Genomic DNA, 22131 nt, shown 5'->3' with positions numbered 1-22131 from the left:
AAAGGGGTCATGCATTGCTTGTGTAATCGCCTTATGGCACACCTGCCTCCATTAACCCGCAATCTGCCGGAGGCCTGTTAATCAAAGTCTTTGCCGTACCATTCATCCTCCGGCAGCTCAAAATCATCGCTTGAATAACGCTGCTCCTTAAACGGGTCGGCATAATGATGGAAGCCGTTTCTCTCCCAGAAGCCCGTCCGGTCTTCGTTCATAAACTCGATGCCCGTTATCCATTTGGCGCTTTTCCAAAAATAGAGATGAGGAACAACAAGGCGGAGCGGCCAGCCATGCTTATCCGTCAGCGGCTCCCCGTCAAAGCTGTGCGCAAGCAGCACGTCCTCCCTCATCAAATCTTCCAGGGGCACGTTGGTTTCATAATCGTAGTCCGCATGGATCATGACATATTTCGCTTCCGGCTTTGCGCCCAGCAGCTGGAACAAATCCTTGAAGCGAATGCCTGTCCAAGTCGTATCCAGCTTCGACCAGCGGGTAACGCAATGGATATCGTTAGTTTGTGTCACTTGCGGAAGCGCCATCAGCTGCTCGTACGAAAAAGCTTTCTCTTCGTTCACTTCGCCGAAAACGCGAAGCCTCCACTTCTTCATATCGTAACGGGGCACTTCTCCTTCATGCAAAATCGGAAAACGTTCCGTTACAGTCTGGCCTGCTGGAACGCGATGCGCCAGCTCAGGGGCGACCTGTGCCTTCAAGGCAGGTTTTACCCGTTTCAGTCGTTCGGCTTTCTGATGCAAATGGGACAACCTCCTGTCATTTTGCTGCATCCCATTGTACTATTCCAGCTAATCGGTATGCAATAAGCGCAGCGTTCACCTTCACGTATCGTATTTATCCAAATTTTTGGACATTTTCCTGAATAAACGAAGCGCAAATTCGATTTCATCGTCGCTTAAATCATGAAACAGCTTAATCATCATTTGATCACGGATTTGGTCAATGGCACTAATGATTGTTTGCGATTTGTCCGTTGCGTACAACATCGCGATTCTCCGGTCCGAATCGGAACGTTTCCGCTCGATCAGCCCTAGCTCAATCAGCTTGTCTGCGATGCCTGTGACAGCTCCGTTAGTAATGCCCAGCAGTTCAGCCGCCTCGGACGATTTAAGCGGACCTTTCTCCACAATATAGACGACCAGCTTGCCGTGCGTATAATTTAACCCTTTGCCCTCCAAATTTTCCAGGGTGCTCAAGCCGATCCGGTGCCACTCCGCATTAATTTGCCTCCGCACAAGCCGAAACACGCTATCCATTTCTCTTATTCTAGCAGCTTGTTCATCGGAATACGGATTCATTGGTTCCACTCCGTTCATTATTATTCCTATTATTGTACCGGGAATTAAACTTTCCGTAAACCGATTCCAATCCTTTTCTGCTTTGCTTATTTAAGGGATTAACGCGATGTAGCACTACAAACCCTTATAGCCATCGCCTGTCCGTTGTGATAAAATTTATTTTATCGACATCATATTCATAGGGAGGGTCTTATAAATGTCGGCAAAGCGAAAGATGCGTTCAGACATGATTAAAAAAGGATTTGACCGCGCTCCACACCGCAGTTTGCTGCGTGCGGCAGGCGTTAAGGAAGAAGACTTCGACAAACCGTTTATCGCGGTTTGCAACTCTTATATTGATATTATTCCTGGTCATGTTCATCTGCAGGAATTTGGCAAGCTGGTCAAAGAAGCGATTCGTGAAGCAGGCGGCGTTCCGTTTGAATTTAACACGATCGGCGTTGACGACGGTATCGCAATGGGCCATATCGGCATGCGCTACTCGCTTGCCAGCCGCGAGATTATTGCCGACTCCGTTGAAACCGTTGTAAATGCACACTGGTTCGACGGCATGGTTTGCATTCCGAACTGCGACAAAATTACTCCTGGTATGATGATGGGCGCGCTCCGCGTTAACATCCCGACCATTATGGTCAGCGGCGGCCCGATGAAAGCCGGCCGCACGAAAGACGGCCGTGCGATTTCCCTTACTTCCGTATTTGAAGGCGTAGGCGCTCATATGGCCGGCAAAATCGACGATCAGTCGCTGCTTGAGCTTGAACAATACGGCTGCCCGACTTGCGGCTCCTGCTCCGGCATGTTTACCGCAAACTCGATGAACTGCCTTGCAGAAGGCCTTGGCCTCGCGCTTCCTGGCAACGGCACGATTCTGGCGGTTTCGCCGGAACGGAAAGAATTCGTTAAACAATCTGCCCGCCAGCTGATGAAATTGATTGAAGAAGACATCCGCCCTCGCGACATCGTGACGATCGAAGCGATCGACAACGCGTTTGCGCTTGATATGGCGCTTGGCGGCTCGACCAATACCGTGCTTCATACGCTTGCGCTTGCACGCGAAGCCGGCTTTGAATACCCGATCTCCCGCATTAACGAAGTGGCGAACCGCGTGCCGCATTTGGCGAAAATCGCACCGGCATCCGATTACCACATCGAAGATGTGCACAATGCAGGCGGCGTCAGCGCCGTGCTGAACGAGCTGTTCAAGAAGGAAGGCGCACTGAACGGCGAAGTCATTACCGTAACAGGCAAAACGCTCCGCGAAAACGTAGCCGGATGCGAGATTTTGGACAAAGACGTCATCCATCCGCTTGACAACCCGCACAGCGAACGCGGCGGCCTTGCCGTATTGTTCGGCAACCTGGCTCCGGAAGGCGCGATCGTTAAAGTCGGCGCGATCGACCCGTCGGTTGGCGGCTACCATAAAGGCCCGGCGATCTGCTTCGATTCGCAAGACGATGCGCTGGCCGGCATTGCAGGCGGCAAAGTCAAAGAAGGCCATGTTGTCATTATCCGCTACGAAGGCCCTAAAGGCGGCCCTGGCATGCCGGAAATGCTTGCGCCAACTTCGCAAATCGTCGGCATGGGACTTGGCGCCAAAGTCGGCCTCGTAACCGACGGCCGTTTCTCCGGCGCATCGCGCGGCATCAGCATCGGCCACGTATCTCCGGAAGCGGCTGAAGGCGGCCCGATCGCATTTGTACAAGACGGCGACCTCGTTGAGCTGGACATGAACAACCGCACGATCAACGTATTGATCAGCGACGAAGAGTTCGACAAACGCCGTTCCGAATGGAAAGGCTTCGAACCTAAAATCAAATCGGGTTACCTTGCCCGTTATTCACACTTGGTAACTAACGCCAGCATGGGCGGCGTCATGAAAATTTAACCGATTAGCAAAAAGAGCATTTCTGCAGCGATGAGACTGGCAGAAATGCTCTTTTTTTATGGTTTTACACCGGCTAGCGGACAAAAAGGGGCTTGGCGGTCTCCAATCGCCGCTGGTTACAAGGCCGGCGTATTGCCGTGTACGGAATCCCCGTCGTCCCGCAGCGATACGTTTGCTTTGGATTCCGCAGATGCCGCTGTACGTTTCTCGCTGGCAGACAGAAACTGTGCTTCATCGCCGCTGTGCGCAAGCAGCCGGTTCATCGGCATTACCAATATTCGCGGATCCAGCGAGCTGATGCCCTCGCCTTTATTGCTGCTGTTGGACAATACACGCATAAGCATATGGAGATAAAAGCGGGTTAACCGCGCGAACAGTCCTTTCGGCAATGGGAACAGCTCAAATCCTGTCCGCTCCGCCCCCCGGTGAATCATCGTAATGCCAAATACGGCTTTGGCCACACGAGCTTTCTCGTCCTTCGCCAAATAGTCGGCAAGCTCGCCGATCCCATGCAGCGTTTCCCGTTTCAGCCTGACGACAGTCGCGATAAGCGACTTCGATTGCATCGCGATGTTCGACAGCTTTTTATTGTCAAAATGCAGCTCAACAACGGTGTCGCCTTTGGCAATTTCCCGGCCGTCGGCGAGCTTCAGCGTTTGGCCGCTGTATTTGATTAACCGGTAGTGGAAAAAGTCCCCGCCGTGTTTTAAATGAAAGACGGCTTGGAAAGCTTTCTCATATACAAGCCAGCAGGAAACAATCGTTTTTTTCCAGAACGGTATCTGTTTCTGTTTTTTTTCATTTTGCTTCGTCAATTCCATCATTTCATCTATGGCGACAAAACGGTAGCCTCGCTTCGCGCCCTCCTTTAAATAATGTTCGAGTGCGATCAGCATGTCGCCGGGCGCTTCCGGATCGGCGCCCGGCGTTCTGCCGCAATCATGCAGCAGCAGCACTTCCCCTGGCCGAAGCTTCTTCATCATCCGTTCGGTGAGCCGTTTGGCTCCAACCTTGGCATTCCAGTCGCCAAACAAAGCAGACCATAACACCACCTGCAGCCGGACGCTGCGAAAATCAAACAAGTTCATAATGCCCCATGGCGGACGGTAATAAGCGGCGCGGACGCCTGTCGCTTTTTCGATCAAGTCGTTTGTCATAGCGATATGGCGCGTCACCGTACGCGGCAGCATAAACCAATTGGTTTTATGAACATAATTATGAATGCCGATGATATGGCCTTCCTGATGCATCCGCTGCAGCAGCTCCGGATGATGCTCCGCATGAGAGCCCACGACAAAAAAAGTTGCTTTTGCATCATACTGCTTAAGCAGATCAAGCAGCTGCGGCGTATAATCCCCATCGGGGCCATCATCAAACGTAAGCGCAATTTCCTGCTTGGCTCGTCCTCTTTTGAATACACGAATGCCAAAAAGCCGGCTGGCCAGCGCAGGGATAAAAGCGTACAGCGTCATGAAGTAAAATACCCATAGAAGCAGGTTCATCATTTTTTGTTTCCCCACCGTTATAATGATATAGTTAAGAAATATACCTAATGCCAATCCCGTCAACAACATAACTATAATTTTAACATAACGGCCAAAAAAATAGGCGGGTTTTCAAAAAATGTAGCGGCAACTACCGCGATTTATATCTGAAGAACAGAAAGGTGTGACTTATGCTTCCTTTTTATAAAAGATATTGGCGTACCGCTTTTGACATCGCATTAATTGCTTTAACCGTCTATTTGACGATGTTTGCATTCAGCTTTCTTTACAAAATTGCTACTCCTATTTTTTATGCGTTTGTCATCTACATATGCATTGAACCGTTTGCCCGCTTCCTGAACCGGATCGGTGTGAAAAAATCGATTGCCTCCGGCATTTCCGTGCTGCTGTTTACAATGCTGATACTGGCAGCTTTTTTCGGCTTGGGCTACATAATTACGAGGCAAAGCTCGCAGCTGATCGACAATTTGCCGCGTTATCAGGACATTTTAACGGAGCAAATCGAGAAATATACAAGCGAACTGCAGGGCAGAATCGATTCCTTGCCGCCGGATTGGACGCAGCGCTCCGCTGATTTAATTAAAGGCATATCCGGCATGCTCGAGAAATTCGGGAAAAACATATTAACGAACATGATCGGATATTTGTCTTCGTTTTCGACTTTTTTGTTTAACTTTGCGATCGGGATCATTTTGGCTTATTTTTTAAGCATTGAAATTAAAGGGTGGAAAAAAGCCGCGAACGAAAAAACGCCCCGGACGTTTAAAATTGCGTTCCTTTTCCTGCGGGACAACGTTCTGAAAGGAATCGGCGCTTATATTAAAGCACAAGCAAAAATGATTTCGATTACCTTTATCGTCATTTTGGTATCGCTGCTGCTGCTGCGTGTGGAGAATGCTTTTCTTATTTCGCTCGTGAGCGCCATCTTTGACGTTTTGCCGCTGCTTGGCGTCGGCACGTTATTTGTGCCATGGATTATTTATTTGTTTATTGTCGGTAAAATATCACTCGCGATTTGGTTGTCCGCCTTGTTTCTGACCGTTGTGCTGACACGGCAAATTTTGGAACCTAAAATTACCGGCGATACGCTGGGCGTCTCCGCATTCACGATGCTCTCCTGCATGGTCATTTCTTTGTCGCTGTTTGGATTCGCCGGCGTGATTTTGTCGCCGATCCTTATTATTCTCGTCCGCGCCCTGATTGATCAAGGCTATTTTCACCGCTGGATCCGGCTGCCGCAAGGCGAATATGATGCCAAGCCCGAGGCTGAAGCGTCTTCTGGCGATCATGCTAACGGTGAAGGTGATGCTGCCCGGCAGACGGAATCATAACGGTTCATGCTCCGCCAGCAAATCCATCACCCCGCGGAATAGCCGGGTTGCCTGATTCGGGCTGTTGACCGGCCGGTATTCCGACAGTACCGCAACCGCATACCGGGGGTGCTTCACCGGGCCGTATCCGGCAAACCATTGATGATTGCGGGGCGCTCCCTGACGTTCCACTTCAGCGGTTCCGGATTTGCCCGCTACCGTCCAAATGCCGTCACGGATAGACTTGCCCGTCCCGTGGTCAACGACCGCCTCCATACCCCGCAGCAGCTTTCTCGCTGTTGCGGGGTTTATTTGTCCATAGCCGGACTTCGGCGCTTTTTTCGGCTTTAGCTTCGTCATAGCCAGGCCATTCGCATACCTGACTTCGCTCACGATACGCGGCTCCAGCACTTCACCGCCATGAAGCAGCGTCACAACCAAGTTGGCCGCCTGCAGCGGCGTCATACGGACATCACGCTGCCCAATTCCGCTTTGCGCCATCACACCGCCATCCATCTCCTCCAGCTGCGAAGCGGCGTTATCCGCTCCATCCGGCAGGCGAAAAACAGTGCCGCCTTCTTCCTCCGGCAACAGGCGAAGCTTATGATGCATCAGCTTATGCGGCCTTGCCGTGCTCCAGCCGACCTGGCGGCCGATGCCAAGCGCCAGCGCTGTCCGCTGCAGCTGTTCGCCGCTTAACCGCTCGGCAACCGTAGCAAACACGATGTTGCAGGACTGGGCAAGCCCTTCTTTTAACGTGAGCTTACCGTGTCCGCCTTCCTTCCAGCAGGACAAGCCGTATTTGCCGTATTCACCATTGCATTCGAACGTTTCATGCTCCGATGCAACGCCGGCTTCCAGCGCTGCGGCTTCGGTTACCAGCTTAAACACAGAGCCGGGCGGCTCCGCTTTCAGCGCATGATTAACGGTTTCCAGCCCGCCGCTTGAGCTCAGCTGCTCAGGATTTTGGCTCGGACGGGAAACCATCGCCACAATATCGGCATTGCTTGCATCAAGCACAACGATAGCTCCCTCGATCAGATGCATTTGGTCGGCATATTTCTCCAGCTGCTGCTGGAGCGGCAAATCAATGGTCGTTACCGCCTGAAGAGGATAACGTTCATTATCCGGACGGAAATAACGGATGCCAAGCCCATGCATCGGCCTGTTTTGGCCATCGGTAAAAAACATCGCGGTTGTTTGGCCAAGGCCGCGCAGCCATTCATCCAGCGACCTTTCTAATCCTGCGCCGCCAATTTGGTCCTTTAAGCTCCGTTTGCCTGCGGCTAGCTCCAGCGGATATTGGGCACTGATCCGTTCCGGATGCTGGCTGATATAACCAATGGCCTGCGCGGCGTAATAACCCGGCAAATAGCGGTGGCGATAAGGCAGCGCCTGTACGCCGTCCAACGATAAAGCCGACAGCTGCTTTAGTTCGCTGTCCGTTAATTTTCGCGGCTGCCTGCTGCCGGCGCCATGCCAAAATTCCGGGGCCTTCAGCTGATGCCAATATTGCTCAAGGCTGCTGTAAGAAACGCCTAGCATGCCGGCCAGCTGACGAATCTGCTCCTTCGTCTCCGCAGCGGCATGCGCACCCGCGGCAACCGGAAAAAAAGCTAACGCCATATAGGTTTCACCGGTCAGCGGTCGACCGCTGCGGTCCACAAAATCCCCTCTCCCTGTATCCAGTACAAGGCTGTGCTGGCGCTGCGCAACCGAACTTTTCCGCCAGTCCGCGTGGTGCAGCGCCGCAGCCGGAGTGGAAGCGCCAAATGAAAAAAGCTGCAAAAAAGCAAGGCGAATCGTATAGATCGCAAAAATAACGGTAAACGACATGGCAATCCAAAAAAAACGCCGCGGCACGGGGAATCCTCCCTAATCAATGTGGTTATTCCCCAGTATCACCTTCCGCCGCCGCAATAAAACCAAAACCCCCTTCCCGGGGTACAACGTACATGGGAAGGGGGTGCACATTCGGTTATTGGAACCGGAACTTCGATAACGAATTTTTCAATTCGTTAGATACGGAGTCCAGCTTCTGCGACAAGATGACAAGCGAATCGCTTACCGCTTGCTGCTCGCTGCTGAGTGATGCAACCTCCTCGGAAGTTGCCGACGACTGCTGGGCTACCGCACTAACATTGCCCATGGCTTCCGTCAAAATAAGCTGCGATTTATCAAGGGTTGCAATGTAAGAAGTGACCGAATCAAGCTTCTGTACAAAATGTCCCATATTGCCTTGGACAGAATGGAAAATTTGATTCGCTTCTTTAACGGACTGGATTTGCTCCTGGAAGAGCGGATGCGCATCCGACAATACATGGACCGTCTCATCAATTTCGGACTGTATCGTTTGCGTAATTTGACCTACCACATCAATGGATTGGCGCGATTGCTCTGCCAGCAGGCGGATTTCGTCGGCGACAACCATAAACCCTTTGCCTGCTGCACCTGCTCGAGCCGCTTCAATGGCAGCGTTTAAAGATAAAATGTTGGTTTGTTTGGTCAAGTTGTTTAGCACTTCCAAAATTTTTACAATGGAACGTGTGCTGTCTTTCAGCTTGTCAACTTTCTCGACCATCGCTCGCGTCATCTCTTCGGTCAAGCCTGTTTTTTCAATCAGGCTGGCCATATATGCGGTACCTTGCTCGCTTGCTTTCTCAACGTCGGAGGCCGATACGACCATTTGATCGTTTGCTTCAATAACAAGCCGCATTTGATCGTTAATATGGCTGGTCAGATCGCTTCCCTTTTCCGCTTCGGCTGCCAGGCTGGATGCGCCGTTTGCAATTTCTTCGGTTGCAACCGAAATTTCTTTTGCAGAAATGGCGGTCCTTCTCGATGCGTCCGACAGCTCCCCTGCTGTAAGCAGCACTTCAGCGGCGGACTGCGTAGCGCTTCTTGCCAGTGTGCTGATTTGCTCCATCATCTGGTCAAAGCTTTCGCTTAACAAGCCGATTTCGTCATGCCGTTTACGAAGCTGCGAGCGGACGGTTAAATCGCCTTTGCTGCCTTCCCCCATCTTGCGGCTAATTTGCGTTAACGGTCGGGCAATCGACCAGATAACGAAAAATCCGATCAGCAGCGCAAAAATAACTGCTACGATAACGGCCGCCCATGTCATCAGGCGGATTTTGTTCGCATCCTTCACAAGCTCTTTCACCGGAATCGTACCGGCCAGCTTCCAGTCCACCGTCGAAAGCGTCTGATAAACGGCCAGCACGGAACCGCCGCTGCCGTCTGTTTTTTCCATAGCACCTGTTTCGGCTTTGCTGCCCTCTGTCGGCAAGCTGACCGTGAAATCGGTTCCAATTAATTGGTTGTCTTCTTGCGGAACAACAAATTTGTTATTGTTGCTGATGATAGCAAGCGAACTGTCTTTCCCAAGGTTAATATTGCCGAAATGCTCTTTGACCGAATCGACGTCCACAATCAGCAATACGACGTAAGATGCCGTATTTGTTGCAGTATCTCTTAACAGGCGGGCAACCCCCAGATTAGGCTTATCGAATAAAGCCAGCCCTTCGACGCTTGGATCCAGCCAAATCGCCTTGCCTCCGGCATCTTGAACACCCTTCAGCCAGTCGCCTTTCATCAGCGCTTCGGAATTGGTAACCGTCGCCGACCCGGAAGTGATAACCGGCAAGTTGGTTTGCGTCGGCAGCAAATAAACACCGGTAATCGAGCTGTTGCCGACAATATAGTTTTGAATTTTATCCGTAATTGAGCTTTGAGCTTCAAATTTACCGTAATCGTCCGTGCTTGTTCTCAACTTATTAACCATCGTATGTAAATCTTTGTCTGTCAAAAACTGCATCGTAATATCTTCGTATCCTTTAAGAACCGTATTCAAATTTTCCGATGCTTGTTCAATCGTCTGATAGCTTGCATCCGATACCTTGTCCTGCACGATGGATTTGGTCATGCTATAGGCCATTAAGCCTACAACCAATACGCAGGCGATAATGCTAATAAAAATGACAAAAAATAGCTTGGAACCTACAGAACGGCCAGGCTTAAGCAAATTCGAGCTTTTAATGCCGTTTAAAGCAGATCGGGATACGCCTGTTAAAGCTTTACCTACTCCTACTGAACTGGATCCAGCTTTTTGTCCGTCGGATGAAACCTGTTGATCCCCTTGCCCCTTGTTTAATTTTCTTAGCTGTTTCAAGGAAAGACACCCTTTCTTTATAAATTAGGATTGCTGCTCAGGCATGCAAGCCGGTAGTTCTCATGGCCTATTAAATAATGCTGCAGGCTTTATATCTCTTATCTATATCGGCCATCTGCCATTAAATCATAAGATCAAATCCCTAATTTTTGAAAGCGTTTTAAAATTTTTTTGAACAAAATGAACGATTTCTTTTCAGCTGCATCAGGCAAATAAAAAACCCGGACAAGAACAGGCCTGCACCCTTCGTTACAAAACAGGGTACAGCCTCTTCAATCATCCGGGCTTTCTCATCTTGCTGCATCGTTATTTCATTTTTTTGCGCATCATATCCATCGGTTTTACCGGCTGGTCCGTTTTAATCCGGATACGCTGCAGCGGGTGCCGCGCCGCATCCAGCAGCTGGTCCTGCTCATCGCGGATCTCGCTGATGACTTGCTTGAAGAACGTGCCGCCAGGGCCAACAAATTCGACGTGCTGGCCTGGCTTGAAATGGTTTCGCTGCTCAATGACTGCGATTCCCGTGCTTTCATCGTATTCGCGTACGATACCGGCAAAATCATACGGCACCGCCTTTTCTTCCGGGCCGTAAATATGGTCTTCCGCTCCCGGCGTATCAAAGAAAAAGCCGGTATTGAGCGGCCGGTTGGCAGCCTTTTGAATTTCCTCGAGCCATTCCGGCTTCAGCTCATAATGGTCCGGATCGGCAAAATAAGCGTCAATCGCCTGACGGTATACATTCACAACAGTGGCAACGTAATGGATGCTTTTCATCCGGCCTTCGATTTTGAAGCTGTCGAGACCAACATCAATCAGCTCAGGCAAATGGTTGATCATGCATAAATCTTTGGAGCCCATCGTAAATGGGTCCGCTTCTTCGCCGTATACAGCCGTTTCATCGGCAAACAGATCGTATTTCCAGCGGCACGACTGGCAGCAGCCGCCCCGGTTCGAATCGCGGTCGGTGAAATGGTTGGACAATACGCACCGCCCCGAAAAGGACGAACACATCGCGCCGTGGATAAACGCTTCGATTTCGATATCGACATGCTGTTTGATTTGGTAAATTTCTTCCAGACTGGCTTCACGGGCCAATACGACACGCGGCAGTCCTTCTTCCTTCCAGAACTTAACCGCCTGCCAGTTCAGCGTCGATTGCTGGGTGCTCAGATGCACTTCCAGCTTTGGCGCAACGCGCTGAGCGATCTCGATGATGGTTGGATCTGCGGCAATAATGGCGGCGATACCGGCATCTTCAAGCGCACGCAAATATTCTTCAATGCCGTCGATATCCTCGTTATGGGCAAAAATGTTTGTGGCAACAAACACTTTTGCGCCATAACGGCTCGCGAATTGTACGCCTTCCTTCATTTCCTCAAACGTAAAATTGTCCGCATTCGAACGAAGGCCGTATTTTTGCCCGCCGATATAAACGGCATCCGCCCCGTAATGAACCGCAAATTTCAGCTTCTCCAAGTTGCCGGCAGGAGCAAGAAGCTCTGGCTTGTCCAATCGGTTCCGTTTGCCGATCAAACGGGATGTTTCTCTAGTTGCTGTTGTCATGTCATCCGCTCCTCCTTAATACACTTGTTCTTTGAAGAAAAATCCGTACGTCAGCTCGCGGTTTGGATCCTGAACCTCACGAATGGCATCAAGCCATTCCTCTTGAAACCGGTAGCCTGCCGGGTCGCTGCAATAAGCATCAATAGCTGCCCGGTAAGCTTTGACGACAACCTCATTGTATGCGGTTGATTTCATCAGCCCTTCGATCTTCAGGCTGTCTATTTCAATTTCCAGCAGCTCGTGCAGCGTATCCAGCACGCATATATCATCGGAGCTCATCATATGAGTTCCATTATCGTCTTCATAAATCGGATAACGTTCGCCTGGGCGCTCTGCTTCAGTCAAATACAGCCCTGGGGTCAAATTCGCCGCCGGCAGCTTATCCCGGCCGCCTTGATGGTCCATATAACTTCCGACAAGCGAACGTTTCGAATGATAAATATTGGTCATGCCGTGCACCTGCACTTGAACTTCAAGATCGCAATGCTGCTTGATATCGATAATTTGTTCCATGTTCAGCTCGCGTGCCGTTACAAAGCGGGTTGCGCCGCGTCGTCCCCAATAGTTCGCGGTGGAGTAGTTCGTAGATGTCATCTCGGCATTCCAGTGCAGCGGCATGCCCGGCGCATGTTCCCGAGCCGCCATCAGTACTGCCGGATCGCCAAACACGATCGCATCAACACCCGCTTCCGCCAGCTGCTTGATATAAGCGGGAAGCTCATCAACCGTTTTATTGTCCATCACGTTGTTAACCGCCGCATAAATACGGACGCCTTCCGGCTTAGCAAGCTGAACGGCTTCCTTGATCGCATGGAGATCAAATTGCCCCGGCAGCCTCATGCCAAATTTGGATTCGCCGATGACAAATGCATCCGCCCCGGCAGCAATCAGCACTTTCATTTCTTCCAAAGAAGCAGCTGTTGCAAGCAGCTCCGGCTTCTTTACCATATTCATTTCCTCCTTAACCGGCCGTCTTGTTGCTTTTATCAATATTTTTCAAATGCTCTTGATACGTTTTTGCGAACAGATGAGTTTGTGAGCCGTCTTTTATTGTCACGTAATAATAATAATCCGTTTGTGCCGGATGTAAAGCCGCTTCAATGGAAGCGATGCTTGGGCTGGCGATTGGGCCGGGCGGCAAGCTTTTTACCTGGTACGTATTGTACGGGCTGTCGACCTTCAGGTCGTTTTCCATCAGCCGCTCTTTTGGCTTATCCAGCAAATATTGCACCGTAGCGTCAATCTGCAGCGGCATCGGCTTGGCAAGCCGATTATAGATAACGCTGGCTACGATTGGCCGCTCCTGATCAACTACAACCTCGCGTTCAATCAGAGAAGCGATGGTCATGAGCTGATGCAGCGTTAATTTGCGGGCTTCCAGCTCGGACTGCCAGTCTTCGCCCAGCTCATTCAGCTTGCGGTCGGTTTCCAGCAGCATACGCGAAATGATTTCCTCTTCGGTGCTTCCTTTTTTCATTTCGTACGTTTCAGGGAATAAGTAGCCCTCCAGACGATGATGCAAGTTGCTGTCATCCGGAATGGAGCGGACAGCTTCCGCATCTCCCCAGTCCCGCTTCTCGTCCGCCAGCTTCAGAAATTTGTCTTTATCGACAATGCCTTCCGCTGCCAGCTTGTCTGCAATCTGCAGAACCGTATAACCTTCCGGTATCGTAAAGCGAACCGTCTCCTCGGGGATGGTATCTCCCGCATTCAGCTTCGCAATAATTTCGCTGTTCGTCATACCCGGATGAAGCTCATAGCTGCCCGCTTGAAAATGGCTTCCTTCATGCTTCACCTTCAAATAATACTTAAATAAAAATGCATTCTTAATAATGCCTTGTTGTTCCAATGTATCCGATACCCGAAAAGCCGACATGCCGGAATCGATCTTGACCGTTTTGGCCGGACCGTCGGATGCGGGGCGCAGCCCGTTCCATACATACAATAAAATGCTGCCGGCTCCAATGATGAGAACGGCAAGAATCGTTAAAACAACCCACATCGTAATGCGGCTTTGCTTAACCTCCGCGTGCTGGTTTGACTTCGCCAAACGTTGCTCCTCCTAAACTGCATCAAATTGGATTGAACTGAACAGGCTTGCCTATTGAAACATCATGAAAAAGAGCGGTGTAAGCCGCTCTTTTTCGAGTCAATCAATGTATAGGTCGAATTGTCCGTACGCAAGCTCGAGAGCCGGCCGCCCTGCAAGCTTCCGCCGCTGACGCTAAGGAGTCTCGTCGCCCGCAAACAGCATATCGTCGTAAGCTTCCGAAGCAAGCTCCCATTCCTCGTCATCCTCGATTGTCTCAAGCTCCGGCTCATCTTCAGAGCCGGTGACGCGGAACAATTCCACTTCGTCTTCCTTGCGCATCGCTGCATTTTGCAAAGCAACGTAAACGGTGCCGCCCAGCTGAAATTCCATCTTGATATCAAAGGAAATCTGTTCCCCTTGCTCGGACATCAGCTCAATCGACGGGCCAAACCTCGATTTAAGCCGTTCGAGCACAACCGGCGTTTCAGCCATTAGTTCTCCTCCAGCTCGCCAAGCAGCGTGTTGAACGTCTCTTCCACCATATTCCATTCTTCTTCATCTTCAATGGTATAAAGCTTCAGGTCGTCGCCGTCTTCTTCATAACGGAAAGCATACACTTCGTCTTCCTCGTCGCTGTCGCCAACGAGCGGAACAACCATCATATATTTCTGATCGGAACCATCAACTTCGAATTTCATGATGACTTCGAATTCTTCTTCGTTGCCTTCTTCATCCGGAATATAAATAATTTCCGGCTCTTCGTATTGCAGTTCGTCATTAGCCATCGTAACCCTCACCTTTTCGTTTTAGAATCGAGATAATTTTGCAAAATGAGCGTCGCTGCCATCTTATCAATGACCTGCTTCCGCTTCTTGCGGCTGACATCCGCTTCGAGTAGCGTCCGTTCCGCGGATACCGTCGTCAACCGTTCATCCCAAAGGTGAACTGGTAAACCAAGCTTCTGCCTAAGCTGCTCGGCAAATGCGATGCTGATTTCGCCTCGAGGTCCTACTGTGCCGTTCATATTTTTCGGTAATCCGACTACAATGGAAGACACTTCGTGCTCTTTGACCAGCTCCGCAATACGGTCGAATTCTCCGCCGTCCCTGCGCCGTTGAACGACTTCCGTTCCTTGTGCTGTCCAGCCGAACGCATCACTGACAGCTACGCCAATGTTGCGGTCGCCATAATCCAAACCCATCGTTCTCATCCGTTCGGCTCCTGCTCCTTACTGTTTCTTGCTGTTCAAATAGAACCGAACCAGCTCTTCAATGAGTTCATCGCGTTCTTTTTTGCGAATCAAGCTTCTGGCGTTGTTGTGCCGCGGAATGTAAGCCGGGTCACCGGACAGCAGATAGCCGACGATCTGGTTAATCGGATTATATTCCTTCTCCAGCAGCGCCTCGTACACCGAGAGCAAAATATCTTGCGAAGAAGCTTCCAAATCTTCTGCCTTCACGTCAAATTTCATTGTTTTGTCCATTGAATTCATCGCCAGCACCTCGCTTTCCAAATCCGGAGTTCGGTGAGATTTACAATTCCTATCATATCACATTTGATTGAGTAAGAACCAGTTCTTCCGCAAGTTTCAGCGCTTCTTCCAGTTTGTTCGCATCTTTGCCGCCTGCTTGAGCCATATCCGGGCGTCCGCCGCCGCCGCCGCCGCATACGGCAGCCGCTTCTTTCACCAGCTTGCCGGCATGGAAGCCTTTTTTGACCAGATCGGCCGATACAGCAGCGACAAGGTTCACTTTATCTTCTTGAACAGCGCCAAGCACAATTACCGCCGAAGGCAGCTTCAGCTTCAGCTCGTCGACAAGACCTCGCAGCGCGTCCATCGAAGGCGCGTTTACTTTCGCCGTAAGCACCGTTACGCCGCCAACCGTCTTCGCCGCGCTTTCCAGCGATCCGGCTTCAATGCGGCTCAGCTTCGCCTGCAGCGATTCGTTCTCGCGGCCCAGCTCTTTCGTTTGGGCAAACAACGCTTCAATCCGCTTCGGCACATCGCTGTTACTCGATTTCAAGAGCGCAGCCGCTTGCTTCAGCAGGTCGAACTGGCTTTCCAAATATTCATACGCATGGCGTCCGGTTACCGCTTCAATCCGGCGTACGCCGGAGCCGATGCCGCTTTCGCTTACAAGCTTAAACAGCCCGATTTGGGATGTGTTCCCGACATGGCAGCCGCCGCAAAGCTCAATGCTGTAAGTGCCAACTTGAACAACGCGGACGATGTCGCCGTACTTTTCACCGAAGAGCGCCATGGCGCCCATCGCTTTTGCTTCCGCAATCGGCTTGCTTTCGATAACAACCGGCGTTCCGAGCCAAATTTGCTCGTTTACGCGGTGTTCGATATCGGCCAGTTCTTCCGGCGTAATGCTGCCGAAATGCGAGAAGTCGAAACGCAGCCGTTCCGGCTCCACAAGCGAACCGGCCTGATTGACATGCTCGCCCAGCACTTCTTTTAACGCTTTGTGCAGCAAATGGGTGGCCGTATGGTTTTTCACCGTATCGGCACGCAGCGAGCGGTCGACTTTCGCTTCAACGGCAGCGCCGTTTTGGGCAATGCCGCCCGTCACAATCGCGCGGTGCACCGGCTGTCCGTGCGGCGCTTTCGTTACGTCCTGCACTTCAATCGTAAAACCGTCGCCTGCGATGACGCCGCGGTCGCCGATCTGGCCGCCGCTTTCGGCATAAAACGGCGTGCGGTCGAGCAGCACATAAATTTCATTGCCTGCACCCGCTTCTTCTACGAACACGTCATCATGCACAATAGCCGTAATTTGGGCATTAGCCACCAGATCATTATAGCCAACAAATTCGCTTTTAACCGTAAAATCGGCCAGCGGGCCGCCCTGCACCTTCATGCCGCCGGATTCCTGGCGGGCTGCGCGGGCACGTTCTCGTTGCGAATTCATCGCTTCATCAAAACCGTCTTTGTCGACCGTCATGCCGTTCTCGGCCGCAAAATCTTCCGTCAGGTCAAACGGGAAGCCGTACGTATCGTACAGGCGGAACGCATCTTCGCCGCCGATTACCGAAATGCCGTCTTCCTTCGCTTTGGCAACGAGATCGGACAGCATTGCCAGGCCGTCGGACAGCGTTTCGTGGAAACGTTCTTCTTCGGTGCGGATGACGCGTTCGATAAATTCGGCTTTTGCCACCACTTCCGGATAATAAACGCCCATGATCTCGCCGACTACGCCGGTCAGGCCGTACAGGAACGGACGGTCGATGCCGATCGTTTTGCCGTAACGGACCGCGCGGCGGAGCAGACGGCGGATAATGTAGCCGCGGCCTTCGTTCGAAGGCAGCACGCCGTCGCCAACCGCAAATACAACGGTGCGGATATGGTCGGCAATAACTTTCAGCGCAACGTCTTGTTCTTCGCTGTCGTTATACTTCACGCCGGCAATTTCGCAGGTGCGCTGGATGATCGGCTGGAACAGATCCGTGTCAAAGTTCGAATCCACATCTTGCAGGATCGAAGCGAAACGCTCCAGGCCTGCGCCGGTATCAATGTTTTTGTTCGGAAGCGGCGTGTAGCTGCCGTCCTTGTTATGGTTGAATTGCGAGAATACCAGGTTCCATACTTCGAGGAAACGCTCGTTTTCCCCGCCCGGCCAGCATTCCGGATCGTTCAGGTCGCCGTATTTGTCGCCGCGGTCGTAAAAAATTTCGGTGCAAGGTCCGCATGGGCCTTCGCCGATATCCCAGAAGTTTTCCTGCAGCTTGTAGATGCGCGACTCCGGCAGGCCGATTTTCTCATTCCAGAATTTGAACGCTTCTTCGTCCTCCGGATAAACCGTAACGGACAAGCGCTCCGGATCGAAACCGATCCACTGCGGGCTCGTCAGAAATTCCCATGCCCATGTGATGACTTCTTCTTTGAAGTAGTCGCCGATGGAGAAGTTGCCGAGCATTTCGAAAAACGTGTGGTGACGGCGCGTTTTGCCGACGTTCTCGATATCGTTCGTGCGAATGCACTTCTGCGAGTTCGTAATACGCGGATTGTCCGGAATGACGCGGCCGTCAAAATAAGGCTTCAGCGGCGCCATGCCTGCGTTGATCCACAGCAGCGACGGATCATTGTGCGGCACGAGCGAAGCGCTCGGCTCGATGGCATGCCCTTTGCTTTCAAAAAACGCTAACCATTTAGCGCGGATTTCACTTGCTTTCATCTGTTACCCCTCCAATTGTTATGTAAAACTAAAAAAGCCCCTGTCAAATTGACAGGGACGAATTTGCTTCGCGGTACCACCCTGGTTATCGCTGCCCGTCTGAAGCGGATGCAGCAATCTCCTTAAATGGACGATAACGGGTCCGGCCGTTGAGGTTGATTCACACTCCGAAATCAGCATTCAGCTTTTCTTCGCCATCATCGCCTTTGCAGCCGACGTCTGCCCCGCGGAAGCGGCACAAACGAAGAGGCGTTTTCTCTGGTTGGCGGGCTAAAGCCTACTCCATTTCATCATCGTTTTATGATCATAGATATGCAGATACTTGGAGTATAGTATAGACGTTTCGCCTTTTATTGTCAAATTGTCTTTCGGCGCACGTAATAGGCAAACAAATGCTGCACGATCACTTTCAAAGCGGCAAAAATCGGCACCGCCATAATCATCCCGACAATGCCGGCCAGCTCTCCCCCAACCAGCAAAGCAAAAATAATCGACAGCGGATGCATATGGAGCGTCCTTCCGACCACTTGAGGCGATACAACGTTGCCTTCGAGAATTTGGCAGGCGGTATTGACGATGACGACAAATACGACCATTTTGACCGACACGGTTGAAGCGACAATAACAGCCGGAGCTGCGCCAAAAAACGGGCCGAGGTACGGTATAATGTTCGTCACCATGACGATGCCCGCCAGCAGCAGCGGATAAGGCACGCCGATAATTTCGTAGCCGATATAAGCCAGCACGCCCACAATGACGCAGACGATAAACTGGCCGCGGATGTAGCTGCCCAGTGCCTCATCGATGTCCTTCACCATCCGGACAACATTGTTCCGATGGGATTTGGGCAAATACGTAATGACCGCCCGCTCGAACACTTCAAAATCTTTCAAGATATAAAACGCCAGAAACGGGATAATAAACGCGATAAAGACAACGTTCAGCACGCTGCCGATATTGTTAATGAACCGGGTCAGCGATTCGGTCACCTGCTTCTCTACCGACACAAGCGCTTTGTTGAAACCCGCCCGCACGCTTTCCGGCAAAAACGAGTTGTTGTTAATGTCGGTGACCAAATTTTCGGCCCGCATCGTCAGCTCCGGCACATGATGGTTCAGCTGCTCCATCTGTTCGCTGAACATTGGAATCATATTCACAATAAGAACCACGACTGCCGAAATAAACACGGCATAAATAAGTAAAACCGCTATCGTGCGGGGGACCTTCCGTTCATGCAGCATGGATACAATCGGGTTGAGCACATAGGATATGACCATTGCAATAAGAAAAGGGGCAAGCACGGCTTTCAGAAACACGTAAATATGTACAAATACCGGCCGGACCAGCAGCAGCAAATAGATCGCCAGTAAACCCAATATCAAATAAACGAGCCATACAAACAGCCGGTTGTTCGTGAAACGTCCCACTTTCCGTCACCCCCGCAAGGCAGCAATCGCACGGCCCGGCAGCCGCTTCTCGTACAGTATATGTACAAGCGTGGCATTTCATCCCCTATATTCCAGCAAGCGCGCCGCAACAAAAAAAGCCTGCTTCCGCCCCTCGGGAACGATAAGCAAGCTTTGATGTCTATTGGCATTCTGCCTTACTAATTGGCATGAACTTCCGGCATATCGACGTCATCTTCAAAAAACAAATCGTCCAGCGAGCTTAATGTGCCGTCTTCTTCTACCTGGTAGACCGACATTTTATCTCCGCTGACCGTCAGTTCGATGAAGCAGCCCCAGCAATAAAACTGATGGGAACCGATTTTCCCGATATCTTTGGAATTGCAATTAGGACATCTCATCATCATCTAACATTTCTCCCTATCCTCCGAATTGGAAGCTGCGACCGGCTCCAATTCCGCTTCACTGACAGCAGGAACGATAATCGCGTCTTCCCCGAGCAGCACGGTGTCGGACTCCGGCTGGACACGCAGCCATCTGCGCCCCTCCATCAAATCCGATACAAATCCGTCTGTAAGCTCGTAACCTATTATCTTTGTGCCCTGTAACGGGTAAAAATAAACGTCTGACACGCGTCCAAGCTGCAAGCCCTGCACCGTCACGACCGGCATATCCCGCAAACGGACAACCCCGGTCAGAAACGAACGTAAAATAGCTGTTGCTTTTATCTTGTGGACAGAGGATTCGCTTGCAATAAAAACCGCATCTTCGCCGCATGTTTGTACTTCGTTCCAAGCCACCGTCTTAACTTCGGAAGCAAACAGTCCGCTGCTCCCTATGATTAAGCCGGTCAGCTGCCAGTGTTCATCAAGCCAGACGTCTGTTATCTTCCCCACTCTCTTGCCGGTTCCCATTGCGTACACGGGCAAACCGATCAGCTGCTGAACCTTTACCATGCAGAAGGAAGCCTCCTTAAGCGGCCCGTCTACGATCAGGAGCCTGCTTACTTGCGGATACGCTTTACGATGGCTGCCGTTTTGCGCGCAGCGTCCGCTACTTCCTCCTCAGTATTTCCCAATCCGAAGCTAAATCGTACAGCCGACAAAAGACGTTCATCGCCCAAACGCATCGCTTTAAGCACATGGGACCGTTCCAGAGAGCCGGAAGTGCACGCCGAACCGCTGGAAGCCGCGATACCGGCCATGTCCAGATTCATGAGCATCTTTTCCGTATCAACGCCCAGGAAGCTAATATTTACAATATGAGGAAGCTTCTGCTGCGGATGGCCGTTTAGGACAAAAGCAGATTCGCCCAGCTCTTGCTTCAGGCTTTCTACCCATACTGTACGAAGTTTGTCCATTAAAAGTTGCTTATTTTTCCGCTCGTTCACACAAATGTCAACGGCTTTCGCGAATCCGACAATTCCCGGCACATTTTCTGTGCCCGCACGCCGTTTCTTTTCCTGCGAGCCGCCATGCTGCAGCGGGACAAACGGCGTGCCGGTTTTGATATACAATGCGCCGACGCCTTGCGGGCCATTAATTTTGTGAGCGGAAAAGCTCATCAGATCAACAGGCATATCCGACAGCTTGTACGCAACCGTGCCAAACGACTGCACGGCGTCGACATGAAGCAGCGCGCCGTGCTCATGGGCAATTTCGCCGATTTGCTCTATCGGCTGAAGCGTGCCCACTTCATTGTTGCCGTGCATAATGCTGATCAGGCCGGTGTCCGGCCCGATAGCCGCTTCGACCGCTTCGGGAGATACGCGCCCGAATTCGTCGACCGGCACGACCGTCAGCCGGAAGCCTTCGCCTTCCAGCCATTCGCATGTATGAAGAACCGCATGGTGCTCAATGGCAGAGGTGACTATATGGCTCCTGCCCTGCTTGCGCATGGCTAATGCGGCGCCGATGAGGGCTGCATTGTCGCTTTCCGTTCCCCCGGAAGTAAAAATAAGCTCGGAAGATTTGCATCCGAGCGCTGCTGCAATCGTATCGCGAGAACGCGTCACCAGCTGTTTGGCAGCTCTGCCAAAGGCGTGAATGCTGGACGGATTGCCTCCAGGGCCCAGCATCACCTCAAGCATCGCCTGCGCAACTTCCGGATGGACGGGCGTTGTCGCGGAATGGTCAAAATAATAACGATTCATGGCCGTTCCTCTTAAATGTAGAACATATAGCTGTCCGATTCCGCTTCGGACTGGTAGTTGTTCAGATCAGCCAGCGTTGTATTGTCCAGCACGGCTGCAATGCTGTCGCGGATGCGGAGCCACAAATCGCGTTTGGCCGGGTCGTCTTCTTCTGTAAAATCAACCGGGGAAATCGGGCCTTCCAGGATGCGGATAATATCGCCTGCTGTAATTTGCTCAGGCTCCTTCGACAGCACATAACCGCCGTAAGCGCCTCGGATGCTTTTAACAAGGCCTGCATTGCGAAGCGGTGCAACAAGCTGTTCCAAATAATGTTCGGAAAGCTGATTGCGTTCCGCAATGCTTTTTAACGAAATCGGGCCTTCACCAAACTTTGCCGCAAGCTCCATCATAATCGTTAAGCCGTAACGGCCTTTTGTTGAAATTTTCAAATCGGCCACCTCTTCTCTTTGTAATGGTGATGTGTAGGAATGTACTGCCTGCTTTCGCGCACTGCTTATGTCAACGAAACAAATGGCTATTTAAATCAAGGTATTCCCATATCAGTCCTATGTTAACATAAAGGACAGGCTGCGTGTCAAAAAACGATGACTTCTTCATGAAAAAGTTTGCATGTTAT

At 51.2% G+C, this 22131-nt stretch carries 20 protein-coding genes; 2 read left to right on the top strand and 18 right to left on the bottom strand.

Annotated elements, in window-relative coordinates:
* Window positions 1-77: 77 nt before the first annotated feature.
* Window positions 78-752, bottom strand: a complete 675-nt coding sequence (locus tag ET464_RS01265; RefSeq protein WP_129437563.1) for a sulfite oxidase-like oxidoreductase — start codon at window positions 750-752, stop codon at window positions 78-80.
* An 81-nt stretch (window positions 753-833) separates the two neighbouring features.
* A complete protein-coding gene (locus tag ET464_RS01260) occupies window positions 834-1310 on the bottom strand; it encodes a MarR family winged helix-turn-helix transcriptional regulator (protein WP_165279863.1) in 477 nt (158 codons plus the stop codon).
* 196 nt (window positions 1311-1506) lie between these two features.
* Between ET464_RS01260 and ilvD the strand changes: the two genes are divergently transcribed.
* Entirely contained in the window at window positions 1507-3195 is a 1689-nt protein-coding gene (ilvD, locus tag ET464_RS01255; RefSeq protein WP_129437559.1) for a dihydroxy-acid dehydratase, read from the top strand.
* Window positions 3196-3311: 116 nt separating this feature from the next.
* Here ilvD and ET464_RS01250 read toward each other — a convergent pair whose 3' ends face one another.
* Window positions 3312-4700: a polysaccharide deacetylase family protein gene (locus ET464_RS01250; protein ID WP_129437557.1), complete on the bottom strand. Its 1389-nt coding sequence runs from the start codon at window positions 4698-4700 to the stop codon at window positions 3312-3314.
* 170 nt (window positions 4701-4870) lie between these two features.
* Here ET464_RS01250 and ytvI point away from each other — a divergent pair, with 170 nt between their 5' ends.
* The gene (gene ytvI, locus ET464_RS01245; RefSeq protein WP_129437555.1) at window positions 4871-6031 is read left to right on the top strand and encodes a sporulation integral membrane protein YtvI; all 1161 of its coding nucleotides are present in this window, start codon (window positions 4871-4873) and stop codon (window positions 6029-6031) included.
* On the opposite strand, the gene ET464_RS01240 is transcribed toward ytvI, so the two are convergent.
* From ET464_RS01240 to cymR, 15 genes are all read right to left on the bottom strand, one after another.
* On the bottom strand, window positions 6026-7873 hold the full coding sequence (locus tag ET464_RS01240) for a peptidoglycan D,D-transpeptidase FtsI family protein (protein WP_244226617.1): 1848 nt from the start codon (window positions 7871-7873) through the stop codon (window positions 6026-6028). The two genes, ytvI and ET464_RS01240, sit on opposite strands and share 6 nt — an antisense overlap.
* Before the next feature lie 115 nt (window positions 7874-7988).
* A complete protein-coding gene (locus ET464_RS01235; RefSeq protein ID WP_244226616.1) occupies window positions 7989-10181 on the bottom strand; it encodes a methyl-accepting chemotaxis protein in 2193 nt (730 codons plus the stop codon).
* Between the two features lie 306 nt (window positions 10182-10487).
* Window positions 10488-11744: a peptidase U32 family protein gene (locus ET464_RS01230; protein ID WP_129437553.1), complete on the bottom strand. Its 1257-nt coding sequence runs from the start codon at window positions 11742-11744 to the stop codon at window positions 10488-10490.
* A gap of 15 nt (window positions 11745-11759) precedes the next feature.
* Window positions 11760-12692: a peptidase U32 family protein gene (locus tag ET464_RS01225; protein WP_129437551.1), complete on the bottom strand. Its 933-nt coding sequence runs from the start codon at window positions 12690-12692 to the stop codon at window positions 11760-11762.
* Window positions 12693-12705: 13 nt separating this feature from the next.
* Window positions 12706-13746 carry an endolytic transglycosylase MltG gene (gene mltG, locus ET464_RS01220; RefSeq protein ID WP_129443956.1) on the bottom strand — a complete coding sequence of 347 codons (1041 nt, stop codon included), beginning with the start codon at window positions 13744-13746 and terminating at the stop codon, window positions 12706-12708.
* A gap of 222 nt (window positions 13747-13968) precedes the next feature.
* On the bottom strand, window positions 13969-14268 hold the full coding sequence (locus ET464_RS01215) for a DUF1292 domain-containing protein (protein ID WP_129437549.1): 300 nt from the start codon (window positions 14266-14268) through the stop codon (window positions 13969-13971).
* Window positions 14268-14561 carry a DUF1292 domain-containing protein gene (locus tag ET464_RS01210; RefSeq protein WP_129437547.1) on the bottom strand — a complete coding sequence of 98 codons (294 nt, stop codon included), beginning with the start codon at window positions 14559-14561 and terminating at the stop codon, window positions 14268-14270. Before ET464_RS01210 ends, ET464_RS01215 begins: the two co-directional genes overlap by 1 nt.
* Before the next feature lie 8 nt (window positions 14562-14569).
* Window positions 14570-14986 (bottom strand): Holliday junction resolvase RuvX, encoded by a 417-nt coding sequence (gene ruvX / locus ET464_RS01205; RefSeq protein ID WP_129437545.1) that lies wholly within the window; start codon window positions 14984-14986, stop codon window positions 14570-14572.
* A gap of 18 nt (window positions 14987-15004) precedes the next feature.
* A complete protein-coding gene (locus ET464_RS01200; RefSeq protein WP_129437543.1) occupies window positions 15005-15268 on the bottom strand; it encodes an IreB family regulatory phosphoprotein in 264 nt (87 codons plus the stop codon).
* A 52-nt stretch (window positions 15269-15320) separates the two neighbouring features.
* Window positions 15321-17954 carry an alanine--tRNA ligase gene (gene alaS, locus ET464_RS01195; RefSeq protein WP_129437541.1) on the bottom strand — a complete coding sequence of 878 codons (2634 nt, stop codon included), beginning with the start codon at window positions 17952-17954 and terminating at the stop codon, window positions 15321-15323.
* Between the two features lie 356 nt (window positions 17955-18310).
* Window positions 18311-19381 (bottom strand): AI-2E family transporter, encoded by a 1071-nt coding sequence (locus ET464_RS01190; RefSeq protein ID WP_129437539.1) that lies wholly within the window; start codon window positions 19379-19381, stop codon window positions 18311-18313.
* Between the two features lie 179 nt (window positions 19382-19560).
* Window positions 19561-19764: a hypothetical protein gene (locus ET464_RS01185; RefSeq protein ID WP_129443954.1), complete on the bottom strand. Its 204-nt coding sequence runs from the start codon at window positions 19762-19764 to the stop codon at window positions 19561-19563.
* A 3-nt stretch (window positions 19765-19767) separates the two neighbouring features.
* A complete protein-coding gene (locus ET464_RS01180; RefSeq protein ID WP_129437537.1) occupies window positions 19768-20316 on the bottom strand; it encodes a PRC-barrel domain-containing protein in 549 nt (182 codons plus the stop codon).
* 47 nt (window positions 20317-20363) lie between these two features.
* A complete protein-coding gene (locus ET464_RS01175; RefSeq protein ID WP_129437535.1) occupies window positions 20364-21512 on the bottom strand; it encodes a cysteine desulfurase family protein in 1149 nt (382 codons plus the stop codon).
* Window positions 21513-21523: 11 nt separating this feature from the next.
* Window positions 21524-21943: a cysteine metabolism transcriptional regulator CymR gene (gene cymR, locus ET464_RS01170; protein ID WP_129437533.1), complete on the bottom strand. Its 420-nt coding sequence runs from the start codon at window positions 21941-21943 to the stop codon at window positions 21524-21526.
* Window positions 21944-22131 lie beyond the last annotated feature (188 nt).

Origin of the sequence: Paenibacillus protaetiae (assembly GCF_004135365.1) — a bacterium.
Lineage (GTDB): Bacteria > Bacillota > Bacilli > Paenibacillales > Paenibacillaceae > Paenibacillus_AP > Paenibacillus_AP protaetiae.
Note: the sequence above shows the minus strand (reverse complement) of the source record. Positions and strands in the feature narration are given on the sequence as shown.

Excerpts from the sequence above, each read along its gene's own strand:
- mltG (WP_129443956.1), bottom strand. The coding sequence starts at position 13,746 with ATGTGGGTTGTTTTAACGATTCTTGCCGTTCTCATCATTGGAGCCGGC.
- ytvI (WP_129437555.1), top strand. The coding sequence starts at position 4,871 with ATGCTTCCTTTTTATAAAAGATATTGGCGTACCGCTTTTGACATCGCA.
- ruvX (WP_129437545.1), bottom strand. The coding sequence starts at position 14,986 with ATGAGAACGATGGGTTTGGATTATGGCGACCGCAACATTGGCGTAGCT.
- ET464_RS01230 (WP_129437553.1), bottom strand. The coding sequence starts at position 11,744 with ATGACAACAGCAACTAGAGAAACATCCCGTTTGATCGGCAAACGGAAC.
- alaS (WP_129437541.1), bottom strand. The coding sequence starts at position 17,954 with ATGAAAGCAAGTGAAATCCGCGCTAAATGGTTAGCGTTTTTTGAAAGC.
- ilvD (WP_129437559.1), top strand. The coding sequence starts at position 1,507 with ATGTCGGCAAAGCGAAAGATGCGTTCAGACATGATTAAAAAAGGATTT.
- ET464_RS01200 (WP_129437543.1), bottom strand. The coding sequence starts at position 15,268 with ATGAATTCAATGGACAAAACAATGAAATTTGACGTGAAGGCAGAAGAT.
- ET464_RS01215 (WP_129437549.1), bottom strand. The coding sequence starts at position 14,268 with ATGGCTGAAACGCCGGTTGTGCTCGAACGGCTTAAATCGAGGTTTGGC.
- ET464_RS01225 (WP_129437551.1), bottom strand. The coding sequence starts at position 12,692 with ATGGTAAAGAAGCCGGAGCTGCTTGCAACAGCTGCTTCTTTGGAAGAA.
- ET464_RS01185 (WP_129443954.1), bottom strand. The coding sequence starts at position 19,764 with ATGATGAGATGTCCTAATTGCAATTCCAAAGATATCGGGAAAATCGGT.
- ET464_RS01260 (WP_165279863.1), bottom strand. The coding sequence starts at position 1,310 with ATGAATCCGTATTCCGATGAACAAGCTGCTAGAATAAGAGAAATGGAT.
- ET464_RS01180 (WP_129437537.1), bottom strand. The coding sequence starts at position 20,316 with ATGGTAAAGGTTCAGCAGCTGATCGGTTTGCCCGTGTACGCAATGGGA.
- ET464_RS01250 (WP_129437557.1), bottom strand. The coding sequence starts at position 4,700 with ATGATGAACCTGCTTCTATGGGTATTTTACTTCATGACGCTGTACGCT.
- ET464_RS01175 (WP_129437535.1), bottom strand. The coding sequence starts at position 21,512 with ATGAATCGTTATTATTTTGACCATTCCGCGACAACGCCCGTCCATCCG.
- ET464_RS01210 (WP_129437547.1), bottom strand. The coding sequence starts at position 14,561 with ATGGCTAATGACGAACTGCAATACGAAGAGCCGGAAATTATTTATATT.